This window comes from Elusimicrobiota bacterium, from assembly GCA_026388155.1.
Lineage (GTDB): Bacteria > Elusimicrobiota > Elusimicrobia > Elusimicrobiales > UBA9959 > UBA9634.
This window is the reverse complement of the sequence record JAPLKI010000016.1, coordinates 52,764-68,507: the sequence shown is the minus strand read 5'-3', so window position 1 is coordinate 68,507 and position 15,744 is coordinate 52,764. Positions and strand designations below refer to the sequence as shown.

Genomic DNA, 15,744 nt, shown 5'->3' with positions numbered 1-15,744 from the left:
GGTCGACAAACGACCTTGTGCTCTTGTGACCTGCTAGGCTCCTCTCCTTCTTTCACGGTTCTGGTAATCCGACAGGGCCTGGGCAAATTCCTTCGCACCGAAATCGGGCCAAAGGGTATCGGTAACATAAAACTCAGCGTATGCCGTCTGCCACAGCAGGAAATTTGAAATGCGCCGCTCGCCCGAAGTTCTTATCAGCAGATCCGGGTCCGGCAGGGCGGGAGTATAGAGCAGCGAAGAAAATGTTTTTTCGTCCACTTTTTTAAGGCCGGAAGCGAGTGCGGCGTTGACGGCGTCAAGTATCTCCTGGCGGCCGCCGTAATTGATAGCGACATTAAGCGTCATGCCGGTATTATGCGAAAGTTCTTTGGTCGTAGAATCGATTTTTTTCCTTGCGCTCGCCGGCAGGGCGTCAAGCCTTCCGCTTATCACCAGCCGCACCCTTTCGCGGTTAAGCTCTTCGGCATAGTTGGTGATGGCCTGCTCAAGCAAAAACATTAAAGCCCTCACTTCCAGCTTTGAGCGGCTCCAGTTTTCAGTGGAGAAAGCGTAAAGAGTAAGCGCTTTAATGCCGGCGTCGCTGGCGGCTTTTACCACGGTATGCACGGCTTCCACGCCTTTTTTGTGGCCCGCCACCGAGGGAAGGCCCCGGCTTCGGGCCCAGCGGCGGTTGCCATCCATAATAATGGCCACATGTTTGGGGAGGTGCGGGCGGTCAGGGGATGTAATATTTTTTTCCATTAACAGATTAAGGTCATCACTGCCATAAGCTTGACGCTATAGGCCATAAGCTATAAGGGAACTCCTGAAAAGCATATGGCCTAAGGCTTACGGCTTATGGCGTTTTTCACACCGTCAGCAGTTCTTTTTCTTTCCCGGCCACCATATCATCCACGCTTTTTATATAGGTGTCCGTTGTTTTTTGCACGCCGGTTTCGTGGCGTTCCAGATCATCCTCGGTAATTTCGCCGGCTTTCTGTGACTTCTTTATTTTTTCAAGAATATCGCGCCTGACATTTCTTATGGCTACTCTGGAATCCTCACCCATGCTGTGCACGACTTTCACCATTTTTTTACGCTGGTCCTCGGTCATAGCGGGCAGGTTTATGCGTATAACATCGCCGTTCCTTGAGGGGGAAGTGCCAAGGTCGGCTTTCCTGAGTTCCAGTTCCACCGCCTCTATGGCGGTTTTGTCCCAGGGCCGGACCTCAAGGGTTCTGGGTTCGGGAATGGAGATGGCGGCTATCTGCTTTAACGGAACGCGGACGCCGTAATACTCAACATACACGTTATCCAGCAGCTGCGGGTTGGCGCGGCCGGTACGCAATGAAGTAAGCTCCCTCTTGAATTTTTCCACTTTTTCCATCATGTCCAGTTCAAGCTGTTCAAGTATATCGCTTATCTGTGGTCCTGGCATAAAAGCATCTCCTTGCCAATGCGTTAAAACAAAGCTATGAATTATATACTGATTATATAACTTTAAAGGCCGGCAGGGGAAACACAAGGGGAAAAGGACACGGACCGCCTAAAAGCTGCCGATGTGGTGATCTGTAGTAAATATAAGGGCGGCTATCGCATGTTTTACAGAAGAGCGCCCTTTCCTTTCACCGGAATTTGCTAAAACACTTCCCCTATCGCTATAATAGCGGATGGGCGTGAGCTACGGCGTTTTTCAGTTTTGCCGCTGACACTCTTACGGGCACATGCTTCAGGTTTCCCGCAAACAGGAGAATTATTCATGAAACCGCTCAAAATCACCCTTATATTTTCACTGGCTATATTCGCGGCAGCGGCTTTAACGATTGCCGCGCAGAATTCGGCAGCCCCCGCTGACACGAAAACGGAGAACGCGCCCGCGAAGCGAATTAAGCTTAACAAACGACCGGTAAAAGCACCGGGCGATAAAAAGGCCGCGGGACACAAAGGGCAAACGGTCTTTTTCCCCGCGGACTTCGAGGCCCAGGGATTTCGTTCCGTGACTTCGCAGGAGCATCCGGGCAATGCGGACCTTTCCAAAGTCAAGGTCTTCAAGCGGGGCGCTAAAATCCGCATGGACTTCCTGGGCCACAATGACAGGGTCTTTTCGACACAAATTGTCGACTTGGACAGGAAGCTTTTTCAGGACCTCAACGTGCTGGATAAGAGTTATTCCGAGACCGCCTTAACCCCTTTGGCGGATACCTGGATGAATATAGGCTTCCCGATCGGCAAGCACACTTTGGAGAAGTCTGCCGGGCAGAAGGACGAGAGCTGCACCTATTACAAGGTGAAACCGGCTTTCGGGACCGAGGATATGGCCGCCTGGGACTCGGTCAAGACCCGGATGTCGGTTTGCCTGAATCCGGATGGCTCCCCGGCTTTGAGCATAGTAAGCACCGTCGAGAAGAACGGAAGTGAATGGAAGAACATACTGACCTTAGAGCAGTTCCAGGCCGGCGCGCCGCAGGTGTGGTTCGCTCCGCCCGATGATTACCGCAAAATTCCCTGATGCCGCTCAGCCTTTTTATACGCTCTTAGGGCCCAGCCGGGGCTGGGCCTAAATACTGCGCAGCCTTGGGCACAAAGCCTTATGCGGCGAACTGCGGCTAATTTATAAAATAATCCCTGTCAGGCTTTCGGCCCAGCAGGGCCTATTTTAAGGAGAAATAAATGAAGATATTAATGACCGCAGTTCTGCTCGCCGCCGGTTTTTCCCCAGTTATAGCCGGGGATTTGGCGAAGCAGGGGAACTCTTTTGCGGCGCTCACCGCCCAAACCAACAAGAACGACATAAAGATCCCTTCCCCGACGACGCCCGCCAAGGTGAAGGACAAGACCGCGCAGCAGGCGCAGAGCTGGACCGACGCCGCCAAAGCGGCCTATGAGAAAGCCCTGGACGATGGCGGCCTGACGGTTTTCGCCGACCTCAAGGAGCTCCCTCCCGGCGCGCGCCGGCAGCTGGAACAGGAATTGCAGACGCTGCCGCAGGGCCCGGGCAACTCCTCCGAGGCCTTCAAGATGGCCGTCAACGGCAGGACCGCCTTCGTGGTGCAGAGCTACATTTACAGCGACTCGCTGCGCGTCTATATCTTCAACGCCGCCGGCGTGCTGGTGGCCCGCGGCGAAGGCAGCTCGGACACCCCGCTTAAATGGCTCCCGCTGCCGTAATCTGACAGCCGGCAAAAAAGGCCCGGGGTTTTAGCCCGGGCCTTTTTATTTGTGGGAATAACCGCCTGTCCGCCTGTGAAAAGCGGGAATGCCTGTTTCAGGAAGCGACGGAATCTTCTATCAGTTCGCAGATTATGTGGGCGCAAAGCAGGTGCATTTCCTGGATGCGGGGGGTATCGGTTTCGTCAATTACCAGCGCCAGGTCACAGGCGGCCTTTATGGAACCGCCGCCCCGGCCCAAAAAGCCCACAGTAAGCATGCCGAGCTCGCGGGCTTTTTTGGCGGCATTAAGAACATTGGCGCTTCCGCCTGAGGTGGAAATAGCTATAAGGGCATCGCCGCGGCGGCCAAGCGCTTCCACCTGGCGCTCAAAAACCCGCTCAAAACCATAATCGTTGGAAAGGCAGGTAAGTATGGAAGTGTCGGTGCTCAGCGCCACGGCCGCTATGGCGCGGCGCTCTTTTTTGAAGCGGCCTACAAGTTCGCCGGCTATGTGCTGACTGTCGGCGGCGGAGCCGCCGTTGCCGCAGACCAGTATCTTGCCTCCGGACGTTATAACGCCTGCAAGAGCGGAAGCTACGCGTTCTATTTCCGGCGCCAAAGCTTCCATTTTTTCTGCCGCCGCAAGGTGGCTTTTAATGGCGGAGGATATTTGAGAATTCATTTTATGAGTGTGCCGACTTTTTCGCCGTGAAAGGCTTTTTTTATGTTGCCGGGAGTGTGCAGATTGAACACAAGAATGGGGATGTGGTTTTCCATGCAAAGCGTGAGAGCGCTGGTGTCCATGAACCGCAGGCCTTTTTTCACCGCGTCCATATAGGAAATGCCTTTTATCAACCGCGCTTTTTTGTCGGTCTTCGGATCGCCCGTATATACGCCATCCACCTGCGTCGCCTTGAAAATAACATCGGCCCCTATTTCCGCCGCCCTGAGCGCCGCCGCGGTATCGGTAGTAAAATACGGATTGCCGGTGCCGCCCGCGAAAATAACCACGCGCCCTTTTTCAAGGTGGCGTATGGCGCGCCTTCTGATGAACGGCTCGGCCAGGCTTGAGATCTCTATGGCGGTCTGGACCCGCGTTGAAACTCCCTCATGCTCAAGGGCCGACTGCAAAGCCATGGCGTTGATTACGGTGGCAAGCATACCCATGTTATCCGAGGTAACGCGATCCATCCCCTTGCCGTCGCGCGCTCCGCGCCAGATATTTCCTCCGCCGATTACTACGGCAAGCTGCAGGTTTTTTTTCAAAGCCCGGCGTATTTCGCCGGAAATATAAGCAAGCGCGTCAGGGCCTATGGAACGCCCGCCAAGAGGGCTTGCCAGCGCCTCGCCTGAAAGCTTAAGAAGGACTCGTTTGAACATAAGATATCGGAATTAAGGAACTCCTTCCCTATTCGCTAATCGCTATTCTCTATTCGCTATCCCTTACTCCACGCCTACGATATAGCAGTCAAAACGCTTGACGGTGATATTGCCACCGAGCTTTGCCGCCATATTTTTCACCGTCTGCGACACGCTGATTTTTGCATCCCTTATTGAGGCCTGCTCAAGCAGGCAGGATTCCTGGTAAAACTTGTTCACGCGGCCTTCCAGCATCTTGACCATGCCTTCCGGAGACTTGGCCTTGTGGGGCTTGCCGGTCTCGGCGGCCAAGGCCTTGGCGTCTTCCTCGTCTTTCTCCATCTTGGCGCGGTATATCTCGCGCTCCTTCTCAATCATATCGGCCGGCACATCTTCTTTCCTGAGCCACTTCGGGTGCATCGCCACGCTCTGCATGGCGATTTCCTTGGCGAGGTTCAAAAGTTCGGTTTTGGCCGCGGAAAGCTCGCCGTCAAATTCCACTTCCACCATGGCGGCTTTTCTGACGTCGGAATGGAGATAAAAATTTACAGCGGATTTGGGCCCGGAGTGATAAACCACGCCGCGTCGGATCTGCATATTCTCGCCCATTTTGACGGCAACGGCCTGCAGTTTTTCTTTGGCGGAGGCGTTACCCGCCGGGTCAGCCATGGAGGCGTCGCCAAGCATGGAAGAAACAAGCTCCAGCGCTAAATTGCCGACTGCGGGGTTTTTTGCCACAAAATCCGTTTCGCAGTTTATTTCTATCATGGCGAATGTTTTGGCATCGGGAGAGGCTGCAAGCGCCACCACGCCTTCCTTCATCAGGCGGCCGGCTCGCTTGGCAAGACCGGCAAGGCCTTTTTTCCTTAAAAGCTCAACGGCTTTGGACAGGTCGCCGGCGGATTCTTTCAGAGCGCTCTTGCAATCCATTATGCCGGCTCCGGTCTGACTTCTTAAACTCATTACCTGTTCGCTGGTTATTGTGGGGGTCATGATATTCTCCTTCAAGGTATGATGAAAATTTACTTTTGTTTTTTAAAACGCCCCCCCAAATTTGGGGGGGCGTTTTGGCTGTGTATTTCAACAGGCCGGTTATTCCTCAGTTTTCACAGATTCAGTCGGCATTTCCAAGGGGGCCTCTTCAACCGCTGCCGGCTGCGCTTCCTGGGCCGGCTGTTCTTCCGTCACAGGCTGCTCGGCGGCGGGAAAGTCCGATACCTGGAGTTCGGCCTGCTGCGCATCGGGGAGTTCCGCCGGCTGAACGGCAGGGGCCTTTGCCGCTTCCGCTTCGGCGCGTCCATCTATCACGGCGTCGGCCATAGTGGCGCAGAAAAGCCGTATAGAGCGCGCGGCATCGTCGTTTCCTGGAATGGGCCAGTCAAGCATGTCGGGGTCGCAATTGGTATCGCAGACGCCAACCAGCGTTATGCCGAGTTTCTTGGCCTCTCTGAGGGCGTTGTTTTCTTCAATGGGGTCTACGATAAACATGACTTCAGGCAGATTTTTCATGTGGCGTATGCCCGTAAGCAGTTTCAACATCCGGTTTTTTTCTTTCGTCAGGCGGGAAACTTCTTTTTTTGACATGACGCGGAAAAGACCGTCGCTTTCCATCTTTTCCAGTTCTTCCAGCCTTTTAACGGATTTTTTTATGGTCTCGAAATTAGTGAGCGTGCCGCCGAGCCATTTTTCATAAACGCAGGGAACATTTGCCCTCTCGGCCTCTTCCTTAAGGATATCTTTGGCCTGCTTCTTGGTGCCCACGAAAAGAAAGCGTTTGCCTTCCTTGGCGCAGTCTTTCACGAAGTTGTAGGTCTTCCTGATTTCCTTTACGGTTTTCTGCAAATCCAGAATATGTATCCCGTTCCTCTCGCCGAATATATAACGGGACATTTTGGGGTTCCATCTGTAGGTCTGATGACCGAAATGCACTCCGGCTTCCAGCATGCTTTTCATTGATATGTTTAACATTTAATTTTTCTCTCCTCCGTGACCGCAGCGTTTCTTTTCCCGCCCTCAAGGAGCAGGATTTCACTTTCGTTATGTTATCATATTCGGGAAGCCCAATTCAACGGTTTTTTACACGGCCATGCCTTATTTCCTATACTCTAGCTAGGATGGCAGAAGGAATGTTATGAAACTAGCCGTGGCGCAGATAAATCCGAAAGTGGGCGACATTGAGGGCAATCTGGCCCGCATAAAAAAATTCGCCCTGGCGGCGGCCGCGGCCGGCGCGGAAATAACGATTTTCCCCGAACTGACGCTGACCGGCTATCCGCCGCTGGACCTGCTTGAGAGGGAAGACTTCGTAAAAGCGAACCTGACGGCCCTTAAAAAACTTGCCGCCTTCAGAATTAAAACCGCTATCGTAGTAGGCTGCGTGGATTTCAACCCTTCCCCCAAGGGCAAGGCGCTGTTAAACTGCGCCGTGCTCGTGGCCGGTGGGAAAATACTCGCGCTCAGGGCCAAGTCGCTTCTGCCCACCTATGACATTTTTGACGAAGCGCGCTATTTTGAGCCCGCCGGAGAAAACCGGCCGGTTATATATAACGGGCGAAAACTGGGTTTGACTGTCTGCGAAGACATCTGGGCCGGCACGGAGCTTCTGCCAAAACGCCTTCTTTACAAAAACAACCCCGTTAAAACACTGAGCGCGGGCAAAGCGGAGATCCTTATAAATATTTCCGCCTCTCCTTATTATTACGGCAAAACGGCAAAGCGCTTCAGCATCCTTTCCTGTCTGGCTAAAAAAACCGGGAAAACCGTTGTTTATGCCAACCAGACCGGCGCCAATGACGAACTCATTTTTGACGGCAACAGTTTTATCCTGGACGCCAAAGGACGCCTGGCGGCCAAGGCCCTTTCTTTCAGAGAGGACCTTATACTGGCCGACACCGCGCTGGAACACGAGCGCCTTGAATTTGCCCTGCCCCCTAAAGGGGAAGAACTGGGTTTGGCTCTTACGCTCGGCATCAGGGATTATTTTATAAAATCAGGCCATTCAAAAGCCGTGCTGGGGCTTAGCGGCGGCATAGATTCGGCTGTTGTGGCTGCGCTGGCAGCGCGCGCGCTTGGGCCCGGCAATGTTACCGCCCTTCTCATGCCGTCGCACTACACTTCGGTTCAAAGCGTTTCAGACGCCCTGAAGCTGGCGAAAAATCTGGACATAAACTCGGAAATACTGCCCATAAAAAATATTTATTCGGCTTTTCTGAAAACATTGGGAAGCGCACGCAATAAGGGAATACCCCTTTACATGCAAAACCTTCAGGCGCGCGCGCGCGGCACGCTTTTAATGGCCCGCGCCAATAAAGACGGGGCGCTGGCGCTTGTAACCGGCAACAAGTCCGAAATAGCCATGGGCTACTGCACCCTTTATGGAGATACAGCCGGGGCTTTGGCCCCGCTGGCCGATTTGGTGAAAGAAGATGTTTACGCCGTGGCAGCCTGGCTGAATTCAACCGGTAAAGCGATACCCCGCTCCATAATAAACAGACCGCCTACAGCCGAATTGAAACCGGGCCAGAAGGACTCGGACGACCTGCCGCCCTACAAAATTCTTGACCGCTTGATCCGGCTCTATATCGAACAAAACAAAACCCCGTCGACAATAGCCGGTATTCTGGGCCTTGGCAAAAAAACGGTGATAGCTCTGTTGAAGCGGCTTGAAGCTAACGAGTACAAGCGCAAGCAGCTGCCGACCGGACTTAAGGTCTCGGAAAAATCCTTCGGCTCCGGCAGAAAAATGCCGTTGGCGAAAGCCATGGATTTTATTTCGTGAAGCACATGAACCGCGCCGGCTCCCATTTCCGCCATTTTTCAGTTTACACTTTTCATTTTGCACTCCCCATACTTCTCGTTCTGGGCCTTTTCTGTACGGCCTCCGCCCAAGCCCAACCCGCTAAGAAGAAGAAAAAAACGCTCCATCCCACCACCGCTTCAGCGAAACCGCCGAAACTGTTCAGCGGAAATTCTATCCCTCCGACAAAAGCGGAAATAATAAAACAGCTGGAACCGCCGGCCACAGCCTATCAGGAAAATATTTTTGGCCGCCTGATAAGCAAACTTTCCGTGGAAACCGCCAATGGCCCGCTGATAACTTTGCCGATAATGGAATCCAGCAAAGATACGGGGGCCGACTACGGCATAATGCCCATAATGGCCATAAGGAATAAAAAGAACCAGACCGTGAAAGCGGTAATTGCGCCGTCGCTGGATTATAACCGCAATCTGGGCGCCACGTTCACCTGGCGCTATTACATGTTCCCGAACGACAAACGTCTTATTGTAATGCGCGCGGCCCTGTCGCAGCATGTTGAAAAAGACTTTCTTTTTACTTATTACGCTCCTGATTTTTATAACAACCGCCTGCGCCTGCACGCTGAAGCGCGCGACTGGATAACCGGCAAGCCCTCTTTTTACGGTATCGGCCCGAACTCGTCAAAAAGCTCTAAAGCCAATTACGCCCTGCACCAGCGGGGGGAGGAAATAGGCCTTGAAACGCTTTTAATAAAAAATCTGTACGTGGACCTGACGCACTCTTTTTATACCCAAAGTATTTCAAGGGGCCCGCTGAAGGGCGTCCCGCAACTGGCCGACACTTTCCCCTCGTACTTTACACAGGCCGCGGAAGACAACGACTTTCTGGTCCACCGCCTGTCCCTGATCTACGACGACACAGATCATCCATTCCTGCCTAAGATAGGCACTTATGCCTCGCTTTCCGGCGCTTTCTCTTCAAAGGCGTTCATGTCGGATTATTCATACAGCCTCTACACAGCCGAAATCAAGCAGTATTATAATTATAAGGAAGAGGGGCGCTTTGTAACCGCCGTGCACTACCTGCTGCAGGAGCAGAAAGGCGACACTCTGCCCTTTTACGCCATGCCTCAACTGGGCGAATCCACCGGCTTGCGTATGGCGGGAGACGGCCGCTTCACCGACCGGGGACGGTTAGTGATGAACATAGAAGAGCGGATAACGCTTTCGCGTTCGCCGTTCATGAAATTTGTAAGTGAAGTGGAAATATCGCCTTTTTTGGATGTCGGCACGGTATTTCCGGGGCTTTCAAAAATGCGTTTCAAAAACCTCAAATGGGGTCCCGGTGTGGCGACGCGTCTGCTGATAAGGCCGCAGGTGGTGGCAACGATGGACTTCGCCTTTGGCTCCGAAGGGACCAACGCTATTATAAAGGTGGGGTATCCGTTTTGAATATAGGGTATGGGGGCAGGATTCGCCGCTTCGACGTCCCCTTTTTACTTTCCAGCAAAACTTAAGCGCACCGATAACCGGTCCATCCCGCCCGCTCCAGCCGCTCCTCAACGCTGCAGAATAATTCTTCACGCACCTTTAAAGCTGAACAGGAAAAGGCCCGCGGCGAGGGGGAAAAAGAACTACTGAGGCCCGCACCGCGGCAGACGCTATGCACAGCACCCGCTGATACGCCCGACCCTTGACATTCTCAGGAGCATGTGTTATTTTATACTAGAAAACGATATTCGTTCAATGGTTGAACATGAAAAGAGCAAATTCCGGCAAAAGCGACATAGTTGGCGACGAGATCCTTCTCGCTGCCAAGAACCTTTTCCGCACTTACGGCCTGGACAGGACGACCATGGAAAGCATAGCCGAGGCCGCCGGAAAAAGCAAAGGCACTCTCTATTATTATTTCAAAAGCAAGGAAGATGTTTTCTATGCGATAGCCTCCGCTGAACGCAAAAAAGCGCAGCAAGAACTGGAAAGCGCCGTCAATTCGTGTGCATCGGCAACGGAACGCCTGCGCACATTTTTCCAAGCACGGGAGGACATAATCAACACAAAGAGAAAGCTTTACCCGGTAATCTTCAAAGAACAAAAAAAGCATATTGAGCTCTTTTATAAGCTGCGGAGGGAAAACAGCGTGCAGGAAATAAACCTGCTGAAACGTATTCTTCTTGAAGGGGCAGGGTCCGGGGAATTCAAGAGGATCAAAAAATCAGATTGCGATATCATAGCCAGAGCCGAAATAGACTCCCGCCAGGGGAGATTTCTGAACCTGATCCTTGACGGAAAAGATCCGGTAAGGAATCACACAGTGGATATAATGATAGATATTCTTATACGCGGCATAAGTTAGAATGTATTTTTTCGCGTTTTTTTAACCAATACTGAACCGGAGAAAGCAAATATGCGGCCGATATAATCTTGCGGACGGGCGGAGCCCCCGGTTACCTGCCCAAACACCGCCCGCACAGGAGTTGATAACGACACTTATGCGATCCATCATAAAAAAACTGCCGGAACATGTTGCTCTATCCGCATTTTTCGCTGTTTTCTCCGCCATAGCGCTTAGCGCGCAGAACACCTCCGGCGCGGCCGGGCCTATTGAAGCTTCCACACAAACCGCTGCTGCTGTCGGGTCTGTTGAAGTCTCGACACAAGCCGCCGGCGCTCCGACACTTGCTATCCAGGACCTTATAGACTCAGCTAAGCAGTACGCCGACGAAAAGGACCCCGGCCTGGCCCCGGAGGAGAAGCAGCGCAGGCTTTCCATGAAGGACCGCATAAACGGTATCCTGGACCTGAGCGAGATGGCGCACCAGATACTGATAAAGCAGTGGGACAAGCTCAAGCCCGCCGACCGCGAGAAATACTCCCACCTGCTGTCCGCGCTGGTACAGAAGGTCGGCTACCCGCAGATAGCGAAATATTTCAACGGAAAGCTGGAAGTGTTATACACCGGAGAAAAACCGCTCGAAGGCGGCAACAAGGAAGTTTTGACGAAAGTATTCTACAAAGACGAGGACCTTACCCTTTTAAGCGAATTCCGCCTGCATCCCACCGATAAAGGCTGGCGTGTCTACGATGTGGTCACAGACGGCGAAAGCCTGCTTCTGATATACCGCAACCAGCACACGGGCATAATAAAGGACAAGGGCTTTCCGGAGCTTGTCAGGCTGATGGAGAAGAAGCTCAATGCGAACTAACACGATTCTGCTGGCCGCGCTGTTCGCCGGCGCCCTGCCTGCGGGCGCGGCGCAGCTCTACACGCTGGACCAATGCGCGGACTATGCGGAGGCCAACAGCCACGAGGTGCTCGAGACCGCGTTAGGCGCCGCCGGCTACCGCGCCAACGCGGACGAGGCCAGGGCCGCGCGCAATCCCAAATTCAGTCTGCTCACCTATGCCGCGCCGGCCTACAAGGTTACCGGCAACGCGCTCACCTATGACAACGACTACGGCGTCTGGGGCCCCTATTATCACGCCAAACTTGAAGTACAGATGCCCCTTTACACCTGGGGCAAGATAGACAGCTACATCGGCGCGGCCGAGCACGGAGAGAAAGTGGCGTATAGCGAGGCCGCCCAAAAAAGGGACGAGGTGCTCTACGAAGTGAAGAAGTATTACAACGGCCTGCTGCTGGCGCGCAGGTTGAAGCGTACCGTAGAGGACGCCATGAAGACCCTCAACGAGGCCATAGAAAAGGCCGACAAGCTTTACCAGGAAGGCACCGGCGAAGTGAAGAAGAGCGACCTGGAAAACCTGAAGGTCTACCTGGCCGAAGCAGAGAAGAACCAGCATCTGGCGGATAAATCCGAGACGATGGCCCGCCTGGCGCTGATGCAGAAGATGGGCATGGCGGAAAGCCCCGATTTCGACATAGCCGATACGCAGCTCAAGCCGGACCCCGGCGAGCTGGCCCCGGCGGAGACCTATGTTCAGAAAGCTTTCGCCAACAGGCCGGAGTGGCGCATGGTCCACGACGGCATACAGGCGCGCCAGCTGCTGGTGGACGCCGAACGGGCCGACCGCTATCCCATGATCTTCCTTGCCGGCGAGGCCGTCTACGACAACTCCCCGGTGCGCAGGGACCAGAAGAACCCCTGGCTTTACGACCCCTATAACGGTTTCACCGGCGGCGTGGCCGTGGGCGCCAAGTTCGACTTCGCCCCGCGCACGCTCAGCGCGAAGACGATCGCGCTGCGGGCCGAGGTGGACAAACTGAAGGAAAAAGAAAAATTCGCGCGCGAAGGCATAGAATTGCAGGTGAAGAACGCCTGGCAGAACGCCAAAGAGGCGAAAGATAATATAGACAGCGCGAAACGCGGCCTCGACGCCGCGCAGCGCTGGGTGATGGCGGCCGGGCTGGTCTATGTCATAGGCACCGGCGAAGCCAAAGACGCTCTGGAGGCCCTGGCGGCCAAAGCCAAGTCGGAAAAAGACTATTATCAGGCCATTTACGATTACAATATGGCGCGGGCCGACCTCGCCAAGTCCTGCGGTGTGAAGAAAGTGGACTAATGATGCACGATTTAGTGAACAAGGCGCTTAAATTCCTGGCCCGGCGCTATCTTCTGGTCATAGCGGTCTACGCCGTGATAACGGCGGCCGCGGCCTATTTCTCCTCCAACCTCAGGTTCGAGTCCAGCTTCGAGGACCTGCTGCCCCGCTCTTTCGCCAGCGTGCAGGCGCTGGACGACATAACCAAAGAATTCGGCGGCACCGGCTACCTGGTGCTGGATGTGGAGTCCGACAACCTCGAGAAGTCCAAACAATTCTCCGCCGACCTGGTCCGCGAGATAGAAAAACTGCCGGAAGTAAAATACGTCAACTGGCGCCAGCCAAAACAGTACTTCGATGACCGCCGCCTGCTCTACATGGATCTGGACGATCTGCAGACGGTGCGGACCAGGATAGAGAAGAAGATAGACTTCGAAAAGCAGAAGGCCAACCCTCTTTTCATAGACCTGATGGACAGCGACTACAAGCTGGACCTGTCCGACATAGAGAAGAAATACGAGGGGGAAGACGTTTTCAGGGATTACTACGTCAGCAAGGACGGACGCGAGCTGGTGCTGCTGGTAAAGCCCAACGGCCTGGCCGCGAACCTGGCCTTCTCGCGCAAGCTGGTGGGCGAAGTACAGGGCCTTGTGGACAAAGTGAACCCCGCCGGATACCACCCGTCCATAAAGGTCTCCCTCACCGGCAGATACAAAAAACAGGTAGACCTTAATAACCAGCTTATACGCGACCTTACATACACCGGCATCGGCGCCACGCTGCTGGTTCTCGTGCTGCTGGTCCTCTATTTCAAGCAGAAAAGGCCGCTGCTGCTGATAGTCCTGCCGATGGCGTCGGGCCTGTTTATCACCTTTGGCGTGACCTACCTGGTGATCGGCTATGTCAACATCATAAGCGCTTTCCTCGTCTCCATACTCATGGGCATCTCCGCCGATTACGGCATAGTCCTTTACAGCCGCTATACCGAGGAGATGCTGAAAGGGCGGGCTTCGCGGGAAGCCGTCATCGAGGCGATAGGCAACACCTGGCAACCGATAGTTCTCAGCGGCCTCACCACAGGCCTGGTATTCCTCAGCCTGCTGCTGGCCCAGTTCAAGGGCTTCTCGCAGTTCGGCTTCATAGCGGGCATAGGCGTATTCCTGAACATGTTCGTGTTCTTCACGCTGTTCCCTGCGCTGATACTGCTGCTGGAGAAGCTAAAGCCCGCCCGCTACAGCGAGATAACCCGGCTGAAGGCTTCGCACATCAACAAGTATTTCTACATACCGGTGCTGATCTTCACCGTGTTCTTTACCGCCTATTCCGTCTACAGAATGAAGGATATGAAGTTCGAGTACAACTTCAGCAAGATACAGGGCTCCAACATCCCGTCGTTCATCCTGGACGAGCGCATAAACGGGATAATAGGCACCTCGCTTACCCCGGACCTTGTTATGGTCAACAGCCTGGCCGAGGCGCGGGCCGTCTCGAAAGTGCTGGAGCAGAAGGAAAAGAACCCGGACACCACGATAGACAGCCACGCGTCACTGCTTTCCTTCCTTCCGAAGGACCAGGACAAGAAGCTGAAAGTCCTCAGGGAGATACGCGCCCTGCTGGACGACACCGCGGTCAACGTCGTGAAAGGCGCGCAGAAGAAGAAGATAAAAGACGTAAAGAAGCTGCTGGAAGTGAAAGAGATACGTCAGGGCGAACTGCCCCCGGAGATACTGCGCATGTTCTGCGGCTCGAGCCCGGACCGCTCCGCCGTGTTCATATTCCCGAAGATAAACCTGAGCGATGCGGCGCTGGTGAAGAAGTCCTCCGACGAGATACGGGACCTGCGCATACCCGGCAGGACCGCGCATCCCTGCAGCGAGTCCATAATCTTCTCCGACATAATCAACATGGTGGTGCGTGACGGGCGTATTATACTGCCGCTGGCGTTCCTGCTTACGGCCATCCCGGTCATACTGGCTTACCGCAATGTAAGGAACGTCACGCTGGTGCTGCTGCCTCTCTCGCTCGGCTTTGTGTGGATATTCGGGATACTCGCCATATTCCACATAAAGTTCAATTTTTTCAACGTGCTGATGCTGCCGCTGATATTCGGCATGGGCGACGACTACGGCGAATACGTGCACAGCCGCTACGCGGAGGAAGGCCCCGGCTCCATACACTTCGTGATGTCGCATACTGGGCCGGCGGTCTTCATGTCCGCCACCACCACTTTCATCGGCTTCGGCTCCATGCTGTTCGCAAGCCACTACGGCCTGCGCAGCATAGCCGTAATGGCGGCCATAGGCATTTCCTGCGTCTTTTTCGCGGCCATGCTGCTTCAGACCTCGATGATAATTTTGCTGGAAAAATTGGATAAACATAAAAATGATAAGAGAAAAAACTGATCCGTTTATGGCCGGCGCCGCGCGGCCGCTGGTAGTCGTATTGAACAAGGCCGGAGTGCGTCCCAACCATATTACGCTGCTGGGAGGTCTCCTCTCGTGCGCCGGGGCCTGCTTTATCGCCGCTGGCAGACTGCGGACCGGAATGCTGGTGCTTATCTTCACCTGGCTGTTCGACGTACTGGATGGCTTACTGGCCAAATACGCGGGACAGGTGAGCAAGTTTGGCGGCTTCTTTGATTCCGTGGTGGACCGCTACACCGAGGGTATGGTTTTCGCCGCGCTGGTCTACCATTACGCCAAAACCGGAGATTCGCTGATGGCAGGCGTCACGGCCGCAGCCCTTATAGGCGCGGCGGCCGTTTCGTACGCGCGCGCCCGGGCGGAGAAGGAAATAGACTCCTGCGCGGTGGGTGTGGGCGACAGGCTGGTGCGTCTGGTGACGCTGGCCTTTTTCACGCTGATCGGAGATTCACGCATAGGAGTGATAATAGTGCTGCTGCTCGCGCACTACACCGTACTGCAGCGCGTGCTTTATACGCGTAAAACGCTCTCCGCCGGACAAAAATCTGACGCCGGCGTAAAATAATTTCGGACGAAC

Annotated in this window: 15 protein-coding genes; 9 read left to right on the top strand and 6 right to left on the bottom strand. The window is 54.1% G+C overall.

Annotated features, from left to right (window positions below; translation table 11 throughout):
• Positions 1-33 precede the first annotated feature (33 nt).
• Entirely contained in the window at positions 34-741 is a 708-nt protein-coding gene (uppS, locus tag NTX59_06530) for a polyprenyl diphosphate synthase (protein MCX5785327.1), read from the bottom strand.
• Positions 742-847: 106 nt separating this feature from the next.
• Positions 848-1,417 (bottom strand): ribosome recycling factor, encoded by a 570-nt coding sequence (gene frr, locus NTX59_06525; protein MCX5785326.1) that lies wholly within the window; start codon positions 1,415-1,417, stop codon positions 848-850.
• A gap of 321 nt (positions 1,418-1,738) precedes the next feature.
• On the opposite strand from frr, the gene NTX59_06520 reads away from it, so the two are divergent.
• Together NTX59_06520 and NTX59_06515 are read left to right on the top strand one after the other, a co-directional pair.
• Positions 1,739-2,488, top strand: coding sequence for a hypothetical protein (locus NTX59_06520; GenBank protein ID MCX5785325.1), 750 nt, complete (start codon positions 1,739-1,741; stop codon positions 2,486-2,488).
• A 161-nt stretch (positions 2,489-2,649) separates the two neighbouring features.
• Positions 2,650-3,147, top strand: a complete 498-nt coding sequence (locus NTX59_06515; GenBank protein MCX5785324.1) for a hypothetical protein — start codon at positions 2,650-2,652, stop codon at positions 3,145-3,147.
• Between the two features lie 97 nt (positions 3,148-3,244).
• Here the strand turns inward: NTX59_06515 and NTX59_06510 are convergent, their stop codons facing one another.
• The 4 genes from NTX59_06510 to rpsB all read right to left on the bottom strand — a co-directional run bounded on the left by NTX59_06510 (position 3,245) and on the right by rpsB (position 6,456).
• Positions 3,245-3,811, bottom strand: coding sequence for a D-sedoheptulose 7-phosphate isomerase (locus NTX59_06510; GenBank protein ID MCX5785323.1), 567 nt, complete (start codon positions 3,809-3,811; stop codon positions 3,245-3,247).
• Entirely contained in the window at positions 3,808-4,509 is a 702-nt protein-coding gene (gene pyrH / locus NTX59_06505; protein ID MCX5785322.1) for a UMP kinase, read from the bottom strand. Before pyrH ends, NTX59_06510 begins: the two co-directional genes overlap by 4 nt.
• A 63-nt stretch (positions 4,510-4,572) precedes the next feature.
• Complete coding sequence (tsf, locus tag NTX59_06500) at positions 4,573-5,481, bottom strand: translation elongation factor Ts (protein MCX5785321.1); 909 nt, start codon at positions 5,479-5,481, stop codon at positions 4,573-4,575.
• A 99-nt stretch (positions 5,482-5,580) separates the two neighbouring features.
• Positions 5,581-6,456 carry a 30S ribosomal protein S2 gene (gene rpsB / locus NTX59_06495; GenBank protein MCX5785320.1) on the bottom strand — a complete coding sequence of 292 codons (876 nt, stop codon included), beginning with the start codon at positions 6,454-6,456 and terminating at the stop codon, positions 5,581-5,583.
• Positions 6,457-6,619: 163 nt separating this feature from the next.
• Here rpsB and NTX59_06490 point away from each other — a divergent pair, with 163 nt between their 5' ends.
• From NTX59_06490 to NTX59_06460, 7 genes are all read left to right on the top strand, one after another.
• Positions 6,620-8,266, top strand: a complete 1,647-nt coding sequence (locus NTX59_06490) for an NAD+ synthase (GenBank protein ID MCX5785319.1) — start codon at positions 6,620-6,622, stop codon at positions 8,264-8,266.
• Positions 8,267-8,271: 5 nt separating this feature from the next.
• Positions 8,272-9,696 (top strand): BamA/TamA family outer membrane protein, encoded by a 1,425-nt coding sequence (locus NTX59_06485; GenBank protein ID MCX5785318.1) that lies wholly within the window; start codon positions 8,272-8,274, stop codon positions 9,694-9,696.
• 304 nt (positions 9,697-10,000) lie between these two features.
• Complete coding sequence (locus tag NTX59_06480) at positions 10,001-10,600, top strand: TetR/AcrR family transcriptional regulator (GenBank protein MCX5785317.1); 600 nt, start codon at positions 10,001-10,003, stop codon at positions 10,598-10,600.
• 136 nt (positions 10,601-10,736) lie between these two features.
• Positions 10,737-11,450, top strand: a complete 714-nt coding sequence (locus NTX59_06475) for an ABC transporter substrate-binding protein (GenBank protein MCX5785316.1) — start codon at positions 10,737-10,739, stop codon at positions 11,448-11,450.
• Positions 11,440-12,765, top strand: coding sequence for a TolC family protein (locus NTX59_06470; GenBank protein ID MCX5785315.1), 1,326 nt, complete (start codon positions 11,440-11,442; stop codon positions 12,763-12,765). The genes NTX59_06475 and NTX59_06470 overlap by 11 nt, the downstream gene beginning before the upstream one ends.
• Entirely contained in the window at positions 12,765-15,146 is a 2,382-nt protein-coding gene (locus NTX59_06465; protein ID MCX5785314.1) for an MMPL family transporter, read from the top strand. Before NTX59_06470 ends, NTX59_06465 begins: the two co-directional genes overlap by 1 nt.
• On the top strand, positions 15,127-15,732 hold the full coding sequence (locus tag NTX59_06460) for a CDP-alcohol phosphatidyltransferase family protein (GenBank protein MCX5785313.1): 606 nt from the start codon (positions 15,127-15,129) through the stop codon (positions 15,730-15,732). The genes NTX59_06465 and NTX59_06460 overlap by 20 nt, the downstream gene beginning before the upstream one ends.
• Positions 15,733-15,744 lie beyond the last annotated feature (12 nt).

Excerpts from the sequence above, each read along its gene's own strand:
- uppS (MCX5785327.1), bottom strand. The coding sequence starts at position 741 with ATGGAAAAAAATATTACATCCCCTGACCGCCCGCACCTCCCCAAACAT.
- frr (MCX5785326.1), bottom strand. The coding sequence starts at position 1,417 with ATGCCAGGACCACAGATAAGCGATATACTTGAACAGCTTGAACTGGAC.
- NTX59_06520 (MCX5785325.1), top strand. The coding sequence starts at position 1,739 with ATGAAACCGCTCAAAATCACCCTTATATTTTCACTGGCTATATTCGCG.
- NTX59_06515 (MCX5785324.1), top strand. The coding sequence starts at position 2,650 with ATGAAGATATTAATGACCGCAGTTCTGCTCGCCGCCGGTTTTTCCCCA.
- NTX59_06510 (MCX5785323.1), bottom strand. The coding sequence starts at position 3,811 with ATGAATTCTCAAATATCCTCCGCCATTAAAAGCCACCTTGCGGCGGCA.
- pyrH (MCX5785322.1), bottom strand. The coding sequence starts at position 4,509 with ATGTTCAAACGAGTCCTTCTTAAGCTTTCAGGCGAGGCGCTGGCAAGC.
- tsf (MCX5785321.1), bottom strand. The coding sequence starts at position 5,481 with ATGACCCCCACAATAACCAGCGAACAGGTAATGAGTTTAAGAAGTCAG.
- rpsB (MCX5785320.1), bottom strand. The coding sequence starts at position 6,456 with ATGTTAAACATATCAATGAAAAGCATGCTGGAAGCCGGAGTGCATTTC.
- NTX59_06490 (MCX5785319.1), top strand. The coding sequence starts at position 6,620 with ATGAAACTAGCCGTGGCGCAGATAAATCCGAAAGTGGGCGACATTGAG.
- NTX59_06485 (MCX5785318.1), top strand. The coding sequence starts at position 8,272 with ATGAACCGCGCCGGCTCCCATTTCCGCCATTTTTCAGTTTACACTTTT.
- NTX59_06480 (MCX5785317.1), top strand. The coding sequence starts at position 10,001 with ATGAAAAGAGCAAATTCCGGCAAAAGCGACATAGTTGGCGACGAGATC.
- NTX59_06475 (MCX5785316.1), top strand. The coding sequence starts at position 10,737 with ATGCGATCCATCATAAAAAAACTGCCGGAACATGTTGCTCTATCCGCA.
- NTX59_06470 (MCX5785315.1), top strand. The coding sequence starts at position 11,440 with ATGCGAACTAACACGATTCTGCTGGCCGCGCTGTTCGCCGGCGCCCTG.
- NTX59_06465 (MCX5785314.1), top strand. The coding sequence starts at position 12,765 with ATGATGCACGATTTAGTGAACAAGGCGCTTAAATTCCTGGCCCGGCGC.
- NTX59_06460 (MCX5785313.1), top strand. The coding sequence starts at position 15,127 with ATGATAAGAGAAAAAACTGATCCGTTTATGGCCGGCGCCGCGCGGCCG.